The organism is Caulobacter sp. P1_D6, assembly GCF_056406095.1.
In genome coordinates this window covers 21,172-41,738 of the sequence record NZ_JBFUAW010000034.1, presented here as the reverse complement: position 1 = coordinate 41,738, position 20,567 = coordinate 21,172, and the positions used below count along the sequence as shown (strand labels likewise).

Sequence of the window (20,567 nt, the reverse complement as noted above, 5' to 3'; positions counted from 1 at the left end):
GTCCCCGTTCGACGCCGACGGCGGGCGGGCTCCCCAACGACAGGAGTCCCCGGACACGCTGAAGTAACCCCCTCCAGCCCAGTCCCGCTCGATCGCCCCCCGCCGCCGCATCGGTCGCTGGCCATGCGCCCTTTCCCTGCAACGAGGTGAGTCAAGGATACAGGCGGTTTGGAGGATGAGGATAAACTCGGGTCGAGAAAGTTCAGGGCGTTGAAATCGCTGGGCTTCATCCGCTGAACGCCGAGCGTTGGCGCTTCTTGAACCCTCTCCCTCTGGGAGAGGGTTCGAAGACAGGCGCTCAGGCCTTCATCAACAACTCGGCGGGAGCCTCGTGGCGTCTCCCTTTGGGGCTGGGAGCATGCGACGCCGTGAGCGCTCTGAGGGATGAAACGGCCAGGCAAGGGCATGCCCGGCGCTCCCGCCACCTCCCCGGAGGGAGGATCTCGTGATCAGCCGCCGACCGCGCGCAGGGCCCTGGCCTGGTCGTCCGACAGCTTGGAGTGGACCTCGTCGCGGATATCCAGGCGGCAGGCCCTGGCCGAAAAGCGGTCGAGCCGCTCGGCGCGGGTGCGGGCCTTGCAGACCACCGCGGTGGCGGTGTCGATGCGGGCCTTCAGCAGGCGGGCGTCCTCGGGGCGGGACAGGTCCAGGTCGCCGACCGCGATCTTGGCCAGCACCACGGGTTTGCCAGACTTGAATTGGGCAGGCGCAGCCTGGGCGGCCTGGGCCAGGCCCAGCGCCGGCAGGGCCGCCAGGCCCAACACCGCGATCGTCGAAATCTTGGCGATGAGCCCGCTCATATCGATATCCCCTGTCCTGGTGACGCCGTCCGCGTCGCCTTCGAGGGGTAGAATGGCCAGACTTCTCTGCGAATACTCGTTACGTCTGCTTCATGACGCCGTATTCATAGAGTGAACGACTTGTAATATTTCGACGCCTAAATCAGCGTGCAGTAGAATTGAGCCGCGCTTCCTTGACCGGGGGCTTTTCAAGCGCCTGGTAGACGACCGTGCGGGTGGTGGCGTCCAGGCCCGAGCCCACGCCGCCCAGCCGCTGGATCATGCCGATGAAGAACAGGTCGTTGGCCGGGTCGATCCAGAACCAGGTGCCGGCGCTGCCGCCCCAGCTGATCGTCCCTGGACCCACCGGGGCCCCGGACAGGTGCGGGTCGACCGCCACGGCCACGTCCAGCCCGTAACCCATGCCCGCCCCGAACGGGAACGGCTTCTGGTCGGGCCGCAGCACGCCGGCCGTGCCGTTGGTGGTGACCTGGAAACTGGGCGGCAGGTGGTTCGAGCGCATCAGGGCCACGCTCTCGGGCGTCAGGACCCGCACCCCGTCCAGTTGGCCGCCGTTCAGGATCATCTGCGCGAAGCGTGCGAAGTCGCCGGCGGTGGACAGCAGCCCTCCCCCGCCCGACGGCGCGGCCGGCGGCTTGGACACGTCGCGCCACGGCCCCTCGACGGCCGGGATCAGCTTGCCGGTGGCCGGATCGCCGTCATAGAGGGCGGCCAGGCGCGGCAGCTTCTCGGGCGGCGCCCAGAAGGCGGTGTCGTTCATGCCCAGGGGCCGGAAGATCCGCTCTTCCATGAACACCGGCAGGGTCTTGCCCGAGAGGCGCTCGACGATCAGGCCCTGCAGGTCGGCGGCGACGCTGTAGCGCCACATCACGCCGGGCTGGGCGTACATCGGCAGCATGGCCACCTTGCGCACCAGATGGTCCAGGCTGTCGGACTGCAACACCCCGGCCCGGTAATAGGCCTGGTCGGCCAGGCTGGCCGGATCGTCGGCCAGGCCGTAGGCGAAGCCGGCCGTGTGGGTCATCAGCTCGCGCATGGTCGGCGGCCGGCTGAGCGGGGTCAGGATCGGCCGCCCTTCAGCGTCGACGCCAGAGGCCACCCGCAGATCGGCCAGTTCCGGCAGATATTCGGTGACCGGGTCGTCCAGCCGCCACCGGCCCTCCTGGTAGAGGATCAGCATCGCCACCCCGGTGACCGCCTTGGTCTCGGAGCGGATGCGGAAGATGGCGTCGGCGGGCATGGCCTCGCCGGTCTCCAGGCTGCGCTTGCCGAAGCTCTTCAGCGACACCACGCGGCCGTGGCGGCCCAGCAGGGTGACGCCGCCGGCGATCTGACCCTGGTCGACCAGGGTCTGCATCGTGTCGTCCAGCTTCTTGAGCCGCTCGACCGAAAAGCCAGTTGTCTCGGGTTTGGCCGCCGGCAACGGGGGCGCGGCCGCGACCGCGCCCGCCACCGTCAGGCCGAGCAGCGCCGCCAGGGCGCCCGCGGTCTTGCGCAGCAGGAGTCGGACCTGGATCACCCTATTTCGGCCGGAACCGCTTGGACGTCGGGAATCCCTTGGGCGACAGCTTGCCGGCCCCGGCCCGACGACCGATCCACTCCTTCCACTCGACCCAGTCGCGGCGACGGCCGGCCGTGTCGATCCAGAAGGCGCCGCCCTCGGTGTTGAACGAGATCGCGTCGCGCAGGCCGCCCTCGCGGTAGGCCTGCAGCTTGACGCCCTTGCCGCGCGGCATTTCCGGCAGCTCCTCCAGCGGGAAGATCAGGATCTTGCCGTTGTCGCCGATCACCGCGATCTGGTCGCCCGTCGCCTCCAGGCAGAAGGCCGCGCCGGCCGCGTCGACCGTCAGCACCTGCTTGCCCGCCTTGCGGTTGGCGATGGCCTCTTCTTCCGGCATCAGGAAGCCGTAGCCCTGTTTCGAGGCCAGGAAGCGTTTGCGACCGGCCTTGAACGGGAACATGTCGATGATCTTCACCTTGTCGTCGAGCTCGATCATCATCCGCACGGGCTCGCCATGACCACGCGCCGACGGCAGGTTGTTGCAGCTGATCGTGAAGAACCGGCCGTCGCTGGTGAACAGCAGCAGCTTGTCGGTGGTCTCGGCGGCGGCCAGGAAGCCCAGCTTGTCGCCTTCCTTGAACTTCAGCTCGGACGGGTCGTCGATCTTGCCCTTGGCGGCGCGGATCCAGCCGCGGTCCGACAGGATGACGGTGATCGGCTCGCGCACGATCATCGCCTCCAGGGCGGCCTCGGCGTCGACCACGGGGGCGTCCTCGAACACCGAGCGGCCGATCACGCCCGTCGGGCGCGGCTTGTCGTGCGGGTGCTTGATCTTGATCAGGGTGGCGCGCACCTGGCGCAGGCCCGTGCCGACCAGGTCCCACTGCTTCTTGTCGCTGGCCAGCATGGCCATGATGCCGTCGCGCTCTTCCACCAGTTCGGCGTGCTCGCGGCGGATCTCCATCTCCTCCAGCTTGGCCAGTTGGCGCAGGCGGGTGTTGAGGATGGCGTCGGCTTGGATGTCCGATAGCGCGAAGGCGGCCATCAGCTTCTGCTTGGGCTCGTCCTCATAACGGACGATGCGGATCACCTCGTCCAGATTGAGGTAGGCGATCAGCAGGCCGTCCAGGATGTGCAGGCGGGCTTCGATCTTGGCCAGGCGGTGGCGGGCCCGGCGGGTCAGCACGTCGCGGCGGTGGGCCAGGAAGGCGATCAGGCACTGCTTGATGCCCATCACGCCAGGCGTGCCGCGCGCGTCCAGCACGTTGATGTTGACCGGGAAGCGGCTTTCCAGCGCCGAGAGCTTGAACAGGCTCTCCATCAGCACTTCGGGCTCGACGTTCTTGGACTTGGGCTCGAGGACCAGACGGATGTCCTCGGCGCTCTCGTCGCGCACGTCGCCCAGCAGGGCGGCCTTCTTGCTGTCGATCAGGTCGGCCAGCTGCTCGACCAGATCGGACTTCTTCACCTGATACGGGATCTCGGTGACGACGATCTGGTAGGTGCCGCGACCGGTGTCTTCCTTCTCCCACTTGGCGCGGGTGCGCACGCCGCCGCGACCGGTCTCGTAGGTCTCCAGCAGGCTCTCGCGGGACTCGACGATCACGCCGCCGGTCGGGAAGTCCGGCCCCGGCACGCGCTCCAGGATCTCGGCCGTGGTCGCCTCGGGCTTGGACAGCAGCAGCAGGCAGGCGTCGATCAGTTCTGCCGGGTTGTGCGGCGGGATCGAGGTGGCCATGCCCACGGCGATGCCCGACGAGCCGTTGGCCAGCAGGTTCGGGAAGCCCGACGGCAGGACCACCGGCTCCTCGTCCTGGCCGTCGTAGGACGGCTTGAAGTCGACCGCGTCCTCGTCGATGCCGTCCAGCAGCAGCATGGCCGCGGCGGTCATCTTGCACTCGGTGTAGCGCATGGCGGCGGGGTTATCGCCGTCGATGTTGCCGAAGTTGCCCTGGCCGTCGACCAGCGGCACCCGCTGGGCGAAGTCCTGGGCCAGGCGGACCAGGGCGTCGTAGATCGACTGGTCGCCGTGCGGGTGGAAGTTACCCATCACCTCGCCGACCACCTTGGCGCACTTGCGCGCGGCGCCTTCGGGGTTGAGGCGCATGTTGTTCATCGCGTGCAGCACGCGACGGTGCACCGGCTTGAGGCCGTCGCGCACGTCGGGCAGCGCCCGCGAGCCGATCGTCGACAGCGCATAGGCCAGGTAACGCTTGGAAAGCGCCTCGCTCAGCGGCTCGTCGAGAATGCGATCGCCGTCGCCGGGACCGCCAGGGGGAAGGACTGGTTTGTTCATCTGGGAGATTCGTTACGCGTGAACGGCGACATTAGCCAATCCCGCGCGGCAAATCCTCCCTTCGATGCGACAAAAGGAGAACGCTGAGCGCGGCCGCAGTTTCGCATCTTTTAGAGGCCTCCCCCCTCACCGCCGCCTTCCCGGCGAAGGCCGGGACCCAGATTCAGCCTGAGCGGCTCGTGGGCTTCACCTGGACCCCGGCCTTCGCCGGGGAGAAGGAAGAGGTTCGCGTTCGATGACGCTCTACGCTTCCACCAACCTCGGATCGCCGGCTTCGATCGCCAGTTTCTTGCGCGTGGTCAGCACGCCGTCGCGGCGGGTGATGGCGTCCAGCACCTTGAACTCGGTGATCCAGCGCTTGTCGGTCACGTCGCAGATCGTGTAGCCGCGCTGGCTGTTGTTGAACTTCAGCTGCGGGTTGGCGGCCTGGATCGCGGCGAAGGCCGGGGTCTGGTCCACGCCGTCGCCGCCCGACGAGATCGAGGTGGTGACGAACTCGGTGGCGATCGGCCGAGCGTCCGGATGGGCGCCGTCCAGGAAGAGCTCGCCGGCGAAGTTCTGGTGCTCGTCGCCGGTCAGGACGACGGCGTTGGCGATCCTGCGGTCGCGGATCTGCCTGAGCAGGCGGTTGCGCGGCGTGCGATAGCCGGCCCAGCTGTCGGGATTGACCACCACGTCCGGACCGGGCGCGCGGTCCAGGTCCATCATCATCACCTGCTGGGCCAGGACGTTCCAGGTGGCCTTGGACGCGGTCAGGCCGTCGACCAGCCACTTCTCCTGGCGGAGCCCCATCACCTCGGCGTCGGGACGGTCGAGGGTGGAGCATACCACCTGCTTGTCGCCGCACGGCTGGTCGGTGCGGAACTGGCGGGTGTCCAGCAGGTTCAGCTCCAGCAGCCGGCCCCAGGCGGCGCGGCGATAGATCTGGATCGAGGTCCCGGCCGGGAACGACGAGGCCCGCAGCGGCATGTTCTCGTAATAGGCCTGGACCGCGGCTTCGCGGCGCAGGTTGAAGATCTTGGGATCGGTGCCGTCCTGGTCCAGGTCGCCGACCCAGTTGTTGTCGGTCTCGTGGTCGTCCCAGACCACGAACCACGGGGCGGCGGCGTGGGCGGCCTGCAGGTCGGTGTCCATCTTGTACTGGGCGTAGCGGCGGCGGTAGTCGTCCAGGGCGTAGATTTCGCCGCCGAAGTGCTGGCGGACGTTCTCGCGCGGGCCGTCGGGGCCGTTCGAGGTCCGATTGCCCCGCCCTTCGTAGATGTAGTCGCCGTAGTGGAAGACGAAGTCCGGCGCGTCCTGGGCCATCTTGCGATAGGCGGTGTAGTAGCCGGCCTCGTAGTGCTGGCAGCCGACGACGGCGAAGCGGGCGCGGTCCAGGGCGGCGCCGGTCGCCGGCGCCGTGCGGGCCCGGCCGGTCAGGCTGCGCTCCTTGCCGGCCATGAAGCGGTACCAATAGTCGCGGCCGGCCTCCAGGCCCGCGACCTCGACGTGGACGCTGTGGCCCAGCTCGGGCGTCGCCACGGCGGTCCCCTTGGCGACCACGGTCTTGAAGCCGCGATCGGCGGCCACTTCCCAGTCGACCGCGACCGGGGCAGTCGGCATGCCGTAGCCGATCTCGAACGGCTCGGGCGCCAGGCGGGTCCAGATCACGAAGCCGTCCGGCCACGGGTCGCCCGAAGCCACGCCCAGCTGGAACGGATACTGGGTGAACACCGCCTGGGCGAAGGCCTGGCCGGTGACCAACGGGATCGACAGGGCGGTGACGGCCGAAGCGCCGAAGGTCTTGAGCAGACGGCGGCGGTTCAGGGCGTAGCGATCGAGGACGACGGACATGGGCGGGACTCCAGACTTTGAGTCCCGATAGCCACGCTTTGTGACGGTTCGTCCGGCCTGCCCGCTAAAGCCGCCCCGCCTCGCCCAACCGGTCCAGCAGCCAGACACGGGCCGGCGGCAAGGGGCGGTTCAGCGGGCCGAACACGAACTGCTCGAGGAAGTGGCCGGTGATGTCCAGGCCTGCCCCCACGTCGCCCTCGGCCAGCCCGCCCTGGGCCGACAGCATGAAGGGCGGCAGGGGCAGCAGTTTGTCGTGATACGGCGCGCCCGCCTCGCGGCTGACCGCCCGACCGGTGCGGGGGCTGACATAGATCAGGTCGTCCAGCGAGCCGGTGGCGGCGCATTTCGACAGGTCAAGGCCGAAGCCCAGGTCCTGCAGCAGCCCGGCCTCGAACCGCACATAGACCGCCGGCCAGATCTCGGGGATGGCCAGGGCGGCGATCAGGGCTTCCAGGGCGTGGAAAGCGCCGGGATGGGCCTCGCGCTCCGGCAGGGCCCCGGCGGCGACGGCGGCGGCCGCCGACAGGCCCGAGAGCGCCAACGGCTCGTCGAACAGCGACGAAGGCCCCTCGCCCATCGGCTCCAGGGTCGCCGCGCCCAGTTGGTCGCTCATCCGGGCACGATAGCGGGCGATGACCTTGGCCCCGGCCTGCAGGAACGGCTTCATCCGCCGCGAGGCCGCGCCCGACACATGGGCGGCGAACTTGCCCCGGTCCTGGGTCAGCAGCTCGACGATCGCCCCGGTCTCGCCATGGACGCGCGCCGACAGCACGAAGGCCTCGTCTTCCCACTCCATCAGGCGGTCTTGGTCGCGGAACAAAACATGCACCTCCATACGACGTCGCGATCCCGGCGCCGAGCCGAAAGTCCGCGCCATCTCCGGATGCGCGAAGCCTGTTGCCTGCGCTGAGGTTGATCGCTAGCCAAGGACTCGCACAATCGGGGAGTGCATATCGTGAGCGAAGAGTCGCTGATCGCGTCGCGCGTCTACGGCCGCAAACTGGATAAGCCGCCGACCACCTGGCCGGCTCTCGTCGTGACCGTGCTGATCGGCATGGGCCTGGCCACCGCCTACAGCATCGGCCTGCAGGGCGTGGACGGCACGCGGTTCGACCTGTCGAACCTGATCAACACCCGCTTCCTGTTCAGCCTGGTGCCGTGCGGCCTGATCAGCCTGTTCCTGTGGACGCTGCTCTATTTCGGCTTCGTCCGCTGGCGCGACCCGACCATGGGCCCGATCTATTTCAACATCCTGGCGCCGTGCGTGTTCGCCGCCTCGCTGCTGTCGCCGGTCGTGCTGTACGGCGTGCACTCCGTCGAGCATCAGATCGACCTGCACAAGGCGCGCGAAGCCTGGGCCACCGTGCCGGGCCTGAAGACCGAGCTGGCGGCGATCGCGGCCAAGGACCGGGCCGGCGACGCCGCCGCCCTCGCCGTCCTGAACCCCCGGCTGAAAGACACCGACCGACACCTGGTGATCTCGCCGGTGACCGTCAGCTCGCCCGCCGACGTCCGCGCCCTGACCGCGCGCCTCAACGGGACCCTGGACGCGGTCGCCCAGTTCGAGACCGAGGACGCCGCCCGCTGGAAACAGACCCGAGCCGACATCGACGCGGCGTTGAAGCGTGCCAATCCGCCGCCCCTGGTCCGCGATTATGTCCTGGCCCAGCTGGACCAGGACACCAAGGTCGCCATCGCCCGCCACGGCGCCGAGGCCGACCTGCGGGACCGCACCTATGCCGAGACCCTGGCCGCCCTGGAGGTGTTCAGGAAGGCTGACGGCCTGTGGCGCTCGGACGGCGACAACCTGATGTTCGCCCGCCAGTCCGACGTCGACGCCATCCAGGAGCATCTGAACAACGCCGAGCGGCTGCGGCGGGGCCTGTTCGACTTCTCGCCGGAGCCCCTGCCCCGCCAGACCTGGTCGCGGCCGCCTCCCGGGGTCTAGGGCGCGGCCGCGCGCCCAGGCTCCACGAATTGGAATCCCTGAACCTTGACTTGAGCCTCGCTGCTGCGAGGGCGGCCGCGCGCCTGACCATCCAGAAATGCTGTGCGCGCCCCGGGGAAATTTGGAGTCCCGGCGGCCGGGCGGGCGGCTCGGCGCGCCCCTATGTCTGCGGCCCACAGTAGCTTTAGCCGCCCGAACGGGCGGCCGCCGGAGATCGCCATGGACGGCTCGACAATCGCCCGACCCGCGCAGGATGCTTCGAGCCCGATCGGCGAACCCGAGACACCGGCGGCCTGGACCGCGATCGGGGCCCTGGCCTTGGGCGTCTTCGCCCTGGTGACCTCCGAATTCCTGCCGGCCAGCGTGCTGACGCCCCTGGCGGCCGATCTCGGCGTCAGCGTCGGCGCGGCGGGGCAAGCGGTCACCGCCACGGCCGTGGTCGGAGCGATCGCCGCGCCGCTGACGCCGGTGCTGACCGGGCGCCTGGACCGGCGGCTGGTGATGCTGGGCCTGATGGCGCTGCTCTGCGCCTCGAACCTGCTGACGGTCTTCGCCGCCAATCTGCCGACCCTCCTGGTCGCCCGCATCCTGCTGGGCGCCAGCCTGGGGGGCTTCTGGTCGATGGCCGCGGCCCTGGCCATGCGCCTGGCGCCGGCCCGAGCACTCCCCAGGGCGATGTCGATCGTCTTCACGGGCGTGTCGGTGGCGACGGTCTCGGCCGCGCCGGTCGGCGCCTATGTCAGCGACACCCTGGGCTGGCGGGCGGCCTTCGTGATCGCCGGCGTGGTCGGGGGACTGGCGCTGCTGGCCCAGGCGCTGACCCTGCCGCGCCTGGCCCCGACCGCTCCGCCGCGCCTGCGCGGCCTGCTGGAGGTGGCGCGCCGGCCCAGCGTCGCGGTGGCGCTGATCGGCGTGCTGCTGGTGATTTCCGGCCACTTCGCGGGCTTCACCTATGTGCGGCCGGTGCTGGAGCAGGTCACGCACCTGGATGTCGGGGCGATCTCGCTGGTGCTGCTGGCCTTCGGCGTCGCCGGCTTCTTCGGCAACTTCGCCGGCGCCTTCCTGGCCGAGCGCGATCCTCGCCTGGCGGTGCTGGGCGGGGCCAGTCTGGTCGCCGTCTCGGCCCTCGCCGTCGTCACCCTGGGCGCCTGGCCGCTGGTCGTGGCGGCGGCCCTGACGGCCTGGGGCTTCGCCTTCGCCATGCTGCCCGTCGGCTTCCAGTCGTGGGCCACCTCGGAAGCCGCCGACCAGGCCGAGCTCGCGGGAGGCCTGCTGACCTCGACCTTCCAGGTGGCGATCGCCATGGGCGCGGTGTTCGGCGGCGTGTTGGTGGACGGACTGGGACCGGTCAGCGCCTCGGCCTATGCGGCCCTGACGGCCGCCTTGGGCGTGGGTCTGGTCCTGGCCGCGCGGCGCGAGCGCAAGGCTCCGATCGCCGCGCCGTGCGAGGCCTGTTCCTAGCCCGGCGTTCCCCAGGCCACGATCTTCTCGATCAGCGGCCGCCATTGCGGCTCGACCGGCAGACCGATCACGTCGCGCAGAGTGGTCTCCAGCTCGTCGGCCGACAGGTCGCGCTGCTCGACCAGGGCGCCGTCGGCGGCCCGATGGGTGAGGCGGTTGTTCTTCAGGGCGTAGCGGGCGTCGAGCGTCACGCGCCCCACCGTCAGGCTCCAGGTGAAGTGCGAGCTGGGGTGGGCGTAGGTGTAGAAGTTGGCCTGCTCGTAGTCCTGGTCGGCCCAGGCGCCCATCGCCACCTGATAGGTCGCCGCCCACTTGCCCGAGAGATTGGCCTGCACGCGGCGTTCGCCGCCCAGCTCGTCGATCGGCAGGATGCGGAAATCGCCGTTGGGTGTGGCCTGCGCCTCGTCGGAGAACAATCGCAGCGGCGCGGTCAGCACGCAGCCGCCGAAGCCGACGTCGGCCAGCCACACCGTGTCGTCGCCGGGGATGCGCACCCCCAGCACCATGTGCGACCGCGGACGCGGCGGCAGGTCGTCCGGGACCATCCACAGCACGCGCGCCATCAGGCCCGTGACCTCGAAGCCCAGCGCCGTCAGCACCCGCTTGAACAGGCCGTTCTGCTCGTAGCAATAGCCCCCTCGCCCGGCCGTGATCAGCTTGGCGTCGATGTCGGCCGGATCCAGGCTGATCGCCTTGCCCAGCAGCACGTCGACGTTTTCGAAGGCGATGGCGGCGGGGTGTTTCTGGTGGAGGGCCCGCAGCGCGTCGAGCGTCGGCTCGCGCGGGCCGTCATAGCCGATGCGGGCGAAATAGGCGTCAAGGTCGACCGAGGGGGAAGCCGCCTTTGCGGGCGCGATGTCGAGCTTGGTCATTCTCTACCTATCTTCCGTCTCCCCGGCGAAGACCGGGGCCCAGGTGAAGCCCACGAGCGGCTCCGGGTGAATCTGGGTCCCGGCCTTCGCCGGGAAAACGGGAGATAGGGATTGGCTTCCTTCGAAGCCAGTTCATTTCGTCCTAGACGTCGAAGTCCAGGCCCATGTCGTTGAACAGGCCGCGCTCCTCGGCCCAGTTCTCTTTCACCTTCACGTGCAGGAACAGGTGGATCTTGCGGTCCAGGATGTCTTCCAGCTCCTCGCGCGAGGACTTGCCGATCCACTTGATCACCTCGCCGCCCTTGCCCAGCACGATGGCGCGCTGGCCGTCGCGTTCGACATAGATGGTCTGCTCGATGCGGGCGCTGCCGTCCGGGCGTTCCTCGAAGGCGGTGGTCTCGACGGAGGCCGCGTAGGGCAGTTCCTCGTGGACGCGCAGGTAGATCTTCTCGCGGGTGATCTCGGCGGCCAGCAGGCGGGCCGGCAGGTCGGCGGTCTGGTCTTCCGGATACAGCCACGGGCCTTCCGGCATCAGCGAGGCCAGCTTGGCGGTCAGGTCGTCGACGCCCGCGCCGGTGCCGGCGCTGATCATGAAGACCTCGGAATAGACGCCGGTCTCAAACAGGTCGTGGGCGACGGCCAGCAGGGTCTCGCGCTTGACGCCGTCGATCTTGTTCAGCGCCAGGATCACCTGGCGATTGGCGGCCTTCAGGCCTTCGATGATGGTCTGGACGTCCTGCACCGAGCGGTGCTCGCCGGGCGAGGCGCGGCGCTCGCGCGAGGCCAGTTCGGCCTGGACGTCGACCAGGTGGACGACGACTTCACTGTCCTCGGCGCCGCTCCAGGCCGAGCGGACCATGGCGCGGTCCAGGCGACGGCGCGGGGTGAAGATGCCGGGGGTGTCGACGAGCACGATCTGGGTCTGGCCGATCATGGCCACGCCGCGCACGGGGAAGCGCGTCGTCTGGACCTTCTGGGTGACGATCGAGACCTTGGCCCCGACCATGCGGTTGACCAGGGTGGACTTGCCGGCGTTCGGGGCGCCGATGATGGCGGCGAAGCCGGCGCGGGTGTTTGGGGAGGTGTTTTCAGTCATTGCGGGTGCGTGTAGCACCGATGGGTCGAAAAAGCGTCCCCTTTGGGCAGCCCCAGAGTCGCTTGCTGATCGATCAAATCGACCTTTGTGCGGGGCGGCACAGATCTTCGTGCATTTTCAGGATCACGGTATGCCAGGCGCCGTCTGGGAAGCGCGCGTTTTGCTGCTTGAGCCGCACTTGCAGGGCGCTGTCGCCGCACATGTCGTAGTCTTCGTTCCATCGCATGGCCCGAAGGACCACCAAGGCGTCTCGATAGTCTAGCTCTCGCTCCGAACCCTCAACTTGGCTGACGACATAATCGGCCATGGGCTTGCCGCCACGGGCGAGAACCGCCGCCAGACCCGTTGTCGGCGGATGTATGCGCTGATTGCCGTACCGGAAGATTTCCCACTGCTGTGCCATGGGATATGTCGCCAGACGGTCGTTTCTGGTTGCGATCTCCCCACGGAAAAACAGCTCGCCTGGCCCTAACGTCGTGCATGCCGCTAGGCTTGCGAGGCTGAAAATCGCGGCCACACGCACCGCCAACGGTCGCCTCATCAACCCCCCGCCCCTTCCCGATCCAGCAGCGCCTTGGCCGCGGCCTTCTCGGCTTCCTGCCGCGAGCGGCCCTCGGCATACACCGGATCCAGGCCCACCACCGTCACCTGCACCGTGAACACCGGCGCGTGGTCGGGGCCCTTGCGGTCCTTGACGGCGTAGGTCGGAAGCGGCTTGCCCTTGCCTTGCGCCCATTCCTGCAGCGCGGTCTTGGGATCGCGCGGCTTGCCCTCGCCGGCCCGGTCGAACTCGTCGGCCCACAGGTCCAGGAACACCCGGCGCGCCGTTTCCAGCCCGCCGTCGCGGTAGAGGGCCGCCATCAGCGCCTCGGCGGCGCCGGCCAGGATCGAGTCGGTCTCGCGGCCGCCGATCTTGCTGGACGAGGCAGACAGGCGCAGGGCCGGGCCGACATTGGCGGCGCGGGAGACGCGGGCGCAGGTCTCGCGGCTGACCAGGGCGTTCAGGCGCGGGGCCAGCTCGCCTTCCTTGGCCTTGGGGAAGCGCTCGGCCAGGGCCTCGGCGGCCAGCAGGCCCAGCACGCGGTCGCCGATGAACTCCAGCACCTCGTTGTCGCCGGCCTTCTTGGCCCCGTCCCCGACGCTGGCGTGCGTCAGGGCCAGCTCCAGCAGCTGGCGATCCTGGAACGTGTGACCGATCCGGCGCTCCAGGTCGCCGACGGCGACGGCGCGCCTATCTGTAGTCATTTGGCCATTACTTGAGGACGCGGAAGAAGCGGCTGGGACGGGCGTCCAGGAACCAGGTCCACGGCTTGAACAGGTGGGCGTCTGCGTTCCAGGACAGCAGGATCAGCTGGGCGCGGCCCACCAGGTTCTCGGCCGGCACGAAGCCGACGCCTTCCTGCATGCCGATGTACTGGTCGTTGTTGTAGTCCCACTTGCACGAGCCCGAACCCGAGCCGGGCTTGAACGCCATGCCGGGGTCGAAGCGGCTGTCCAGCGAGTTGTCGCGGTTGTCGCCCATGAAGAAGTAGCAACCGGTCGGCACCACATAGACGCCGGTGTTGTCGGCCTCGCTGTCGGGGCCGTAGTCCTGGGTGGCGTACTTGCGGCCTTCGGGATTGGTCTCTTCGAAGCGGCCGGCGCGGATGGTGCCGTAGCCGGTGTCGACCAGGGCCGAGGGCATTTCCTGGCGGTCCAAGGCCTTGCCGTTGATGTAGACCACGCCGCCGCGCACCTGGACCTTGTCGCCGGGCAGGCCGATCAGGCGCTTGATGTAGTCGACGTTGGGGTCGCGCGGCAGCTTGAAGACGATGATGTCGCCGCGCTTGGGCGCGTGGCCCAGGATGCGGCCGTTGAACAGCGGCGGGCTGAACGGGATCGAGTGCTTGGACCAGCCGTAGCTGTACTTCGAAACGATGATGTAGTCGCCCTGGTAGAGATTGGGCTCCATCGAGGCCGACGGGATCGTGAACGGCTGGAACAGCAGCACCCGCAGCACCAGGGCGATGCCCAGGGCGTAGGCGACCGTCTTGACGATCTCGATGAACTCCTTGACCGCCCCGGCCTTGTCGTCGGGGGTTTCGGTGTCGGCGGCTTCGGTCATGCGCGGTTGGGCTCTCGACGGAATGGGCTGCGGGCGAACCCGACGCGCCTAGCTAGACGGGGTTTACGACGGGGGCAAGCGTGGCGCCCGTTAACTCGCCTTCATGGGGTGCGCCTGATCATGCCCACCCCCGCGCTAGCTTGACCGCGACATGCGGGCCTAAATTGTGGCGAAGATCACCAGCAACACCAGCGCGAAGAAGCTCCAGCCGACCAGCAGCCACGCGAACGGCTTCTGTTGCCAAGGCATCAGCTGACGCGCGCCCCGCGCCTTGGGCGCCGGTCTCGTCTCGATATCGCTCCAGATGGCCATGTTGTCCCCCGTCCCAGAACGGCGCCGTTCCGGGCGCTCTGGGATCAGAGGTGCAAGGCGGGGGCCGTGCTCTTAAGCCTTTCCCCTGTGGGGGAGGCGGCCGAAGGCCGGTGGGGGATATTGCTGACCGGGCGGATCACTCCCCCTCCGTCGGCTTCGCCGACACCTCCCCCACAGGGGGAGGATTAGACCGCCTCGATGATCACGAAGGCCTGGGCGTAGGGGTGGTCGTCGGTCAGGGACAGGTGGATGACCGGCGTCATGCCCTCGGGGACCATCCGGGCCAGGCGCTCAGCCGCGCCGCCGGTCAGGGCCATGGTCGGCTTGCCGGACGGCAGGTTCACGACCCCCATGCCAGAGAGATGCACGCCGCCCTTCAGCCCGGTGCCCAGGGCCTTGGAGCAGGCCTCCTTGGCGGCGAAGCGCTTGGCGTAGCTGGAGGCGCGGTCGGGCTTGCGCTCGGACCGCTTGCGCTCGATCTCGGTGAAGACCTTGTTGGTGAACCGCTCGCCGAAGCGCTCGAGGGACTTCTCGATCCGGCGGATGTCGCACAGGTCTGAGCCGATCCCGATGATCACGAGACTGTCTCCAGGCGCGCGGCGTCCATCAGGGCCCGCATGCGCTGCATGGCCTGAGGCAGGCCCACGAAGATCGCCTCGCCGATCAGGAAGTGGCCGATGTTGAGCTCGGCGACCTGCGGGATGGCGGCGATCGGCTTGACCGTGGCGTAGTCGATGCCGTGGCCGGCGTGGACCTCCAGGCCCAGGCCGGCGGCGAACGCCGCGCCGGTCTTCAGCCGCTCCAGGATGGCGGCGGCGCGGTCGGCGTGGCCCTCGCGGAAGGCGTCGCAATAGGCGCCGGTGTGCAGTTCCACCACCTGGGCGCCGGCGTCGACCGAAGCCTGGATCTGGGCGGGGTCGGCCTCGATGAACAACGAGACCCGCGCCCCGACCGTGCGCAGGCGGGCGACAGCCTCGGCGATACGGACCCTGCCGCGCACCACGTCCAGGCCGCCCTCGGTGGTGACCTCCTCGCGGCGCTCAGGCACCAGGCAGGCGGCGTGCGGCCGGGCCTGCAGGGCGATGCCGACCATCTCGTCGGTGACCGCCATCTCGAAGTTCAGCGGCTTGCCGCGCTTCAGGCACAGGTCGGTCAGCAGGGCGATGTCGGCGTCGCTGATGTGACGGCGGTCCTCGCGCAGGTGGGCGGTGATGCCGTCGGCGCCGGCCGCCAGGGCCAGCTCGGCGGCCCGCACCGGCTCCGGATAGCTGGACCCGCGCGCGTTGCGGATCGTGGCCACGTGGTCGATGTTGACGCCGAGCCGCAACATGCCGGTCAGCCCTTCAGACGCCGGCTGCCCGGATCCTCGATCGGGATCGCGGCCAGTTCGGGCGGCAGGGCGTCGGCTGGATAGGCCGGGACTTCCAGGCTGCACAGCGACACCAGCGGCACGCCGACATCGACCTTGCCGCCGGAGCGGTCGACGATGCAGGCCGCCGCGATCACGTCGCCGCCGGCCGCCTGGATCGCGGCGATGCATTCGCGCGACGACAGGCCGGTGGTGACGATGTCTTCCACCATCACGACCTTCTGGCCGGGCTCCAGGTGGAAGCCGCGACGGAACTTGAAGCCGCCGCCCTCGCGCTCGACATAGATCGAGGCGACGTTGAGGTGACGGGCGGTCTCGTAGCCCGGGATGATCCCGCCGACGGCGGGCGACACCGCCACGTCGGGCTGGCCGACGGTGGCGACGATCTTCTCGGCCAGGGCCTTGCAGAGTCGTTCGCAGCGCTCGGGCCGCATGAACACCAGGTTCTTCTGCAGGAAGACGGGGCTGTGCAGGCCGGAGGACAGCACGAAGTGGCCTTCGCGCAGGGCGCCGGCGGCGCGGAATTCGTCGAGGACGTCGTCGTTGGTCATGAGGGTTGGATATAGCGAACCCGCGCGAGTCTACAAACCGCCCAACAAACCGCGACGCGCCGGTTCACCCCAGAAGGGAACAACGGCGAAGCTCGCACGCTCTGACCTGGTCCCCGTGTGAGTGAGGCGGACACGAGCCGTCCCGGACCCAGGTCCGTGAGTCGCGGCGGCCACCGTCCAGAAAGGGCGCGTGCGCGAGCGCCGATGAAGAGCGGTCCGTATCCGGACACGACCCCAAGGGGCTCCCCATGACCCAGTACACCATCTCCACCTCGGCCAACCTCCTCCACAAGGCCGCCGAACTCGACCTGCTGGCCCTGGGCACGGACGATTCCGTCCACGCCGACGTCTATCAACGGGTCGCCGACATGAACCGCGTCGCGGCCGCCTTCGCCAAAATCACCGAGACCCTGGACTGGCGCGACGCGCAGGCCGGTGTAGGGAAGGGTCCATGGCCGATGAATCATCCCTTCCCCTCCGCCCCCGCATAGGCTGCGGCGCCGCCGTCCTCGACGATCAGGGCCGCATCCTGCTGGTCCAGCGCCGGCGCCAGCCCGAGGCCGGCTATTGGGGCCAGCCCGGCGGCAAGCTGGACTGGGGTGAGAGCGGCCGGACCTGCGCCGAGCGCGAGATTCTCGAGGAACTGGGCATCACCATCGTCGCCGGCCCGGTGCTGTGCGTCACCGACATGATCGCCGAAGACAGCCACTGGGTGGCGGTGACCTATCGCGCCGACGGCTGCGTGGGCGAACCGGCGATCCAGGAGCCGCAGGCCCTGGCCGACTGGGGGTGGTTCGCCCTGGACGCCCTGCCCTCGCCGCTGACCGCCGCCACCCTCGACGCGGTCGCCGCGCTTAGGGCATAAGCTCGCCACTGATTGCACCCGGCGCTCAACGCCGGCGACCGAGGAGCCCGCCGATGCCCGTCGTCACCCTGAAGCGCTGGAACCTGTCGATGGGCGCCGGCCAGCCGCTGGCCGTGATCGCCGGCCTGAACGTGCTGGAGAACCTCGACCTGGCCCTTGAGGTCGGGCGCGAGCTGAAGGCGATCACCGCCGAACTGGACCTGCCCTATGTGTTCAAGGCCAGCTTCGACAAGGCCAACCGCTCGTCGATCACCAGCTATCGCGGTCCGGGCCTGAAGGACGGCCTGGCCATGCTGGCCGAGATCAAGGCCAAGCTGGACGTGCCGATCGCCACCGACATCCACGAGGTCGACCAGGCCGAGCCGGTGGCCGCCGTCGCCGACCTGGTGCAGATCCCCGCCTTCCTGTGCCGCCAGACCGACCTGATCGTGGCGGCCTCGCGCGCCACGGTGGCCGCCGGCGGCTGGCTGCACGTCAAGAAGGCCCAGTTCATCGCCCCCTGGGACTGCAAGAACATCGTCCACAAGGCCCGCGAAGCCGCCCCCGACCTGCAGATCGTGCTGTGCGAGCGCGGGGCGTCGTTCGGCTACAACAACCTGGTGGTCGACATGCTGGGCATCCAGCAGATGCAGAGCCTGGGCGTGCCGGTGACCATCGACGCCACCCACGCCGTCCAGCTGCCGGGCGCCGACCCGCGCACGGCCGGCGGCTCGACCGGCGGTCGCCGCGAGGGCGTGCCGATCATCGCCAAGGCCGCCGTCGCCGCCGGCGCGGACGGGGTGTTCCTGGAGTTCCACCCCGAACCCGACAAGGCCCTGTGCGACGGCCCAAGCTGCCTGCCGCTCACCGACGCTGCGGGGCTGCTCAAGACCCTCAAGACCCTGCACGCGGCCGTGCGGGCCTAGGCCCGGGAGCCTTTTCAAAGAGGCTGCGTTCTAGCTGGGCTGTTCGTCTCGCCGCCGCTGGAAAATTCGTGAACGCCATGCCGCTCGACATGAGCCAGACGCTTGTCCAGGTCTTCCCGGGCGACAGCGATATGGCGCGCCGCATGCGGGAGACCGACTGGGCCGCGACGCCGCTGGGTCCGCCCGAGACCTGGCCGACCGGTCTGACGACGCCGCTGGCCATGATGCTGACCTCGCGCTTCGAGATGTGGCTCGGCTGGGGCCAGGATCTCCGCTTCTTCTACAACGACGCCTACGTTCCCACGCTGGGGATCAAGAACGCGACGGCCCTGGGCCGCCCGGTCCGCGAGGTCTGGCCCGAGATCTATGACGACGTCGAGCCGCTGTTCCGGTCGGTCATGCTGGAGGGGCCGTCCGACCTGGAACAAGGCCCTGCTGCTGCTGCTGGAACGCAACGGCTATCCCGAGGAGACCTACCACACCTTCTCCTATAGCCCGCTGCGCGATCAGGGCGATATCAAGGGCCTGATGTGCGTGGTCACCGAGGAGACCGAGCGGGTCATCAGCGAGCGGCGGCTGGAGACGGTGCGCCGGCTGGGCGAGTGCCTGATCGGCGCCGTGACCCAGGACGCCGTGCTGCAGGGCGTGTGCGACGCCCTGGCGGCCAACACCGAGGACTTCCCCTTCTCGCTGGCCTATGTCAGCGACCCCCTCGGCGGGCGGGTGGGCTGTTCGGCGACCGAGGAAGGCCGCGAGCTTCTGCAGCGGTCCTGGCCGCTGGACGCCGCGCACGCCGGGCTTCGCAAGCACGCCCTGCCGCGAGGAACCTATCCGACCGGGGCCTGGGCGATCCCGCCGACGGAGGGCCTGGTCATTCCCATTCCCGGGTTGCACGGCGATCCGGCGGCGATCCTGGTGCTGGGCCTCAATCCGCATCGACGCGACGACGAGGGATTGCTGGACCTGGCGACCCTGGTCGCCGACCGGGCGGCCGGCGCCTTCGCCCAGGCCCGCAGCGTGGAGGAGGAACGCCGCCGGTCGGACCGGATCTGGACCAACGCCCGCGACCTGATGGTGGTGGTCGACGCCGCCGGCGTCTTCCAGTCGGTGAGCCCGGCCTGGACCCGGATCCTTGGTCATCGTGTCGATGACGTGATCGGCCGCCGGATCGCGGATTTCGTCGTGCCCGAAGACGCGGCCGCCACCGACCGTGCGCTAGACGAGGTTTTCCCCGGCCCGCAGGTCACCGGCTTCGAGAACCGCTATCGGACGCTGGAGGGCGGCGCGCGCTGGATCTCGTGGAACACCGCCTTCGAGGACGGCCTGGTCTACGGCTACGGGCGCGACATCACCGAGGAAAAGCAGCAGGCGGAAGCCTTGAAACAGGCCGAGGAGGCTCTGCGCCAGGCCCAGAAGATGGAGGCCATCGGCCAGCTGACCGGCGGCGTGGCCCATGACTTCAACAACCTGCTGACGGTCATCCGCTCGTCGGCCGACCTGTTGCGCACCCGCGACCTGCCGGCCGACCGGCGGCGCCGCTATATCGACGCCATTTCCGACACGGCCGACCGCGCCGCCAAGCTGACCAGCCAGCTTCTGGCCTTCTCGCGCCGCCAGGCCCTGAAGCCCGAGCATTTCAACGTCGCCACCAAGGTCGAGACCCTGGGCGACATGCTGCGCTCGATCCTGGGCGCCCGCATCTGGCTGGACGTCTCGATCGCGTGCGAGGACTGCTTCGTCGAGTCCGACATCAACCAGTTCGAGACGGCCCTGATCAATCTGGCCGTCAACGCGCGCGACGCCATGGGCGGCGAAGGCGCGCTGACGGTCCGCATCGGCGCGGCCGACGCGATCCCGGCCATTCGCGGCCACGCCGCCAGCCAGGGCGACTTCGTCACCGTCGCCGTGGCCGACGACGGCGGCGGCATTTCGCAGGACGATCTGGCGCGGATCTTCGAGCCGTTCTTCACGACCAAGGAGGTCGGTCGCGGCACGGGTCTCGGTCTCAGCCAGGTCTACGGGTTCGCCAAGCAGTCCGGCGGCGACGTGGCGGTGGAAAGCCGGCTCGGCCACGGCTCGACCTTCACCCTCTACCTGCCCCGGACGCGGCGGATCGAGACCCAGGTCAAGCTTTCCCCCGCGCCCGCCCGCACCCGCCACGAAGGGCGCGTCCTGGTCGTCGAGGACAACGCGGCGATCGGCGAATTCGCCACCCAGCTGCTGCAGGACCTGGGTTACCGCACCGAGCTGGCGACCAACGCGGTCGAGGCCCTGGCGCGGCTCGAGACCACGACGCCGTTCGACATCGTGTTCAGCGACGTGGTCATGCCGGGGATCGGCGGCGTCGAGCTGGCCCGCATCATCAACGGGCGCTGGCCCGGCGTGCAGGTGGTGCTGACCAGCGGCTACAGCCACGTGCTGGCCACCGACGCCCACCACGGCTTCCCGCTGCTGCACAAGCCCTACTCGGTCGAGGAGCTGTCGCACATCCTGCGCCAGGCGGCGGTGGGCGAACCGGTTGAGGTCGGGGGACAGCTCTAAACCAGCACCCTCTCGATCCGCTCATCCCGGCGAAGGCCGGGACCCAGATGGAATGGCTTTGAGGCTGACGCCACGAGCGCTGAACGTTTCCAACCCACCACACCGCCATGGGA

21 protein-coding genes are annotated in these 20,567 nt (G+C 69.1%); 7 read left to right on the top strand and 14 right to left on the bottom strand.

What is annotated here, in order from left to right; all coding sequences use genetic code 11:
- Positions 1–449 precede the first annotated feature (449 nt).
- The 5 genes from AC1DYP_RS18885 to recO form a co-directional block, all read right to left on the bottom strand.
- The gene (locus AC1DYP_RS18885) at positions 450–800 is read right to left on the bottom strand and encodes a UrcA family protein (RefSeq protein ID WP_477047629.1); all 351 of its coding nucleotides are present in this window, start codon (positions 798–800) and stop codon (positions 450–452) included.
- Positions 801–942: 142 nt separating this feature from the next.
- Positions 943–2,319, bottom strand: coding sequence for a serine hydrolase domain-containing protein (locus AC1DYP_RS18880; RefSeq protein ID WP_477047628.1), 1,377 nt, complete (start codon positions 2,317–2,319; stop codon positions 943–945).
- A 1-nt stretch (position 2,320) separates the two neighbouring features.
- Complete coding sequence (gene parC, locus AC1DYP_RS18875; protein ID WP_477047627.1) at positions 2,321–4,597, bottom strand: DNA topoisomerase IV subunit A; 2,277 nt, start codon at positions 4,595–4,597, stop codon at positions 2,321–2,323.
- Positions 4,598–4,840: 243 nt separating this feature from the next.
- Complete coding sequence (locus AC1DYP_RS18870; RefSeq protein ID WP_477047626.1) at positions 4,841–6,430, bottom strand: alkaline phosphatase D family protein; 1,590 nt, start codon at positions 6,428–6,430, stop codon at positions 4,841–4,843.
- Between the two features lie 64 nt (positions 6,431–6,494).
- A complete protein-coding gene (gene recO, locus AC1DYP_RS18865; RefSeq protein ID WP_477047632.1) occupies positions 6,495–7,226 on the bottom strand; it encodes a DNA repair protein RecO in 732 nt (243 codons plus the stop codon).
- 159 nt (positions 7,227–7,385) lie between these two features.
- Here recO and AC1DYP_RS18860 point away from each other — a divergent pair, with 159 nt between their 5' ends.
- On the top strand, positions 7,386–8,378 hold the full coding sequence (locus AC1DYP_RS18860; protein WP_477047625.1) for a hypothetical protein: 993 nt from the start codon (positions 7,386–7,388) through the stop codon (positions 8,376–8,378).
- Between the two features lie 219 nt (positions 8,379–8,597).
- A complete protein-coding gene (locus tag AC1DYP_RS18855) occupies positions 8,598–9,839 on the top strand; it encodes an MFS transporter (RefSeq protein ID WP_477047624.1) in 1,242 nt (413 codons plus the stop codon).
- On the opposite strand, the gene AC1DYP_RS18850 is transcribed toward AC1DYP_RS18855, so the two are convergent.
- From AC1DYP_RS18850 to pyrE, 9 genes are all read right to left on the bottom strand, one after another.
- Positions 9,836–10,711, bottom strand: coding sequence for an arylamine N-acetyltransferase family protein (locus AC1DYP_RS18850; RefSeq protein WP_477047623.1), 876 nt, complete (start codon positions 10,709–10,711; stop codon positions 9,836–9,838). The genes AC1DYP_RS18855 and AC1DYP_RS18850 overlap by 4 nt on opposite strands.
- 142 nt (positions 10,712–10,853) lie before the next feature.
- Positions 10,854–11,807 carry a GTPase Era gene (gene era / locus AC1DYP_RS18845; RefSeq protein WP_477047622.1) on the bottom strand — a complete coding sequence of 318 codons (954 nt, stop codon included), beginning with the start codon at positions 11,805–11,807 and terminating at the stop codon, positions 10,854–10,856.
- A 73-nt stretch (positions 11,808–11,880) separates the two neighbouring features.
- The gene (locus AC1DYP_RS18840; RefSeq protein WP_477047621.1) at positions 11,881–12,324 is read right to left on the bottom strand and encodes a hypothetical protein; all 444 of its coding nucleotides are present in this window, start codon (positions 12,322–12,324) and stop codon (positions 11,881–11,883) included.
- Between the two features lie 23 nt (positions 12,325–12,347).
- Entirely contained in the window at positions 12,348–13,052 is a 705-nt protein-coding gene (gene rnc, locus AC1DYP_RS18835) for a ribonuclease III (RefSeq protein WP_477047620.1), read from the bottom strand.
- A 7-nt stretch (positions 13,053–13,059) separates the two neighbouring features.
- A complete protein-coding gene (lepB, locus tag AC1DYP_RS18830; protein WP_477047619.1) occupies positions 13,060–13,911 on the bottom strand; it encodes a signal peptidase I in 852 nt (283 codons plus the stop codon).
- A 159-nt stretch (positions 13,912–14,070) separates the two neighbouring features.
- On the bottom strand, positions 14,071–14,223 hold the full coding sequence (locus AC1DYP_RS18825) for a hypothetical protein (protein ID WP_477047618.1): 153 nt from the start codon (positions 14,221–14,223) through the stop codon (positions 14,071–14,073).
- Positions 14,224–14,408: 185 nt separating this feature from the next.
- Positions 14,409–14,801 carry a holo-ACP synthase gene (gene acpS, locus AC1DYP_RS18820; protein WP_477047617.1) on the bottom strand — a complete coding sequence of 131 codons (393 nt, stop codon included), beginning with the start codon at positions 14,799–14,801 and terminating at the stop codon, positions 14,409–14,411.
- A complete protein-coding gene (locus AC1DYP_RS18815; protein ID WP_477047616.1) occupies positions 14,798–15,553 on the bottom strand; it encodes a pyridoxine 5'-phosphate synthase in 756 nt (251 codons plus the stop codon). Before AC1DYP_RS18815 ends, acpS begins: the two co-directional genes overlap by 4 nt.
- A 5-nt stretch (positions 15,554–15,558) precedes the next feature.
- Positions 15,559–16,143, bottom strand: a complete 585-nt coding sequence (gene pyrE, locus AC1DYP_RS18810; RefSeq protein WP_477047615.1) for an orotate phosphoribosyltransferase — start codon at positions 16,141–16,143, stop codon at positions 15,559–15,561.
- Between the two features lie 248 nt (positions 16,144–16,391).
- On the opposite strand from pyrE, the gene AC1DYP_RS18805 reads away from it, so the two are divergent.
- From AC1DYP_RS18805 to AC1DYP_RS18785, 5 genes are all read left to right on the top strand, one after another.
- Positions 16,392–16,634, top strand: a complete 243-nt coding sequence (locus AC1DYP_RS18805) for a hypothetical protein (protein ID WP_477047614.1) — start codon at positions 16,392–16,394, stop codon at positions 16,632–16,634.
- Positions 16,595–17,008 (top strand): NUDIX domain-containing protein, encoded by a 414-nt coding sequence (locus tag AC1DYP_RS18800; protein WP_477047613.1) that lies wholly within the window; start codon positions 16,595–16,597, stop codon positions 17,006–17,008. The genes AC1DYP_RS18805 and AC1DYP_RS18800 overlap by 40 nt, the downstream gene beginning before the upstream one ends.
- Before the next feature lie 53 nt (positions 17,009–17,061).
- Entirely contained in the window at positions 17,062–17,913 is an 852-nt protein-coding gene (gene kdsA / locus AC1DYP_RS18795) for a 3-deoxy-8-phosphooctulonate synthase (RefSeq protein WP_477047612.1), read from the top strand.
- A gap of 68 nt (positions 17,914–17,981) precedes the next feature.
- A complete protein-coding gene (locus AC1DYP_RS18790) occupies positions 17,982–18,407 on the top strand; it encodes a hypothetical protein (protein ID WP_477047611.1) in 426 nt (141 codons plus the stop codon).
- A gap of 34 nt (positions 18,408–18,441) precedes the next feature.
- Entirely contained in the window at positions 18,442–20,454 is a 2,013-nt protein-coding gene (locus tag AC1DYP_RS18785) for an ATP-binding protein (protein ID WP_477047631.1), read from the top strand.
- Positions 20,455–20,567: the final 113 nt, after the last annotated feature.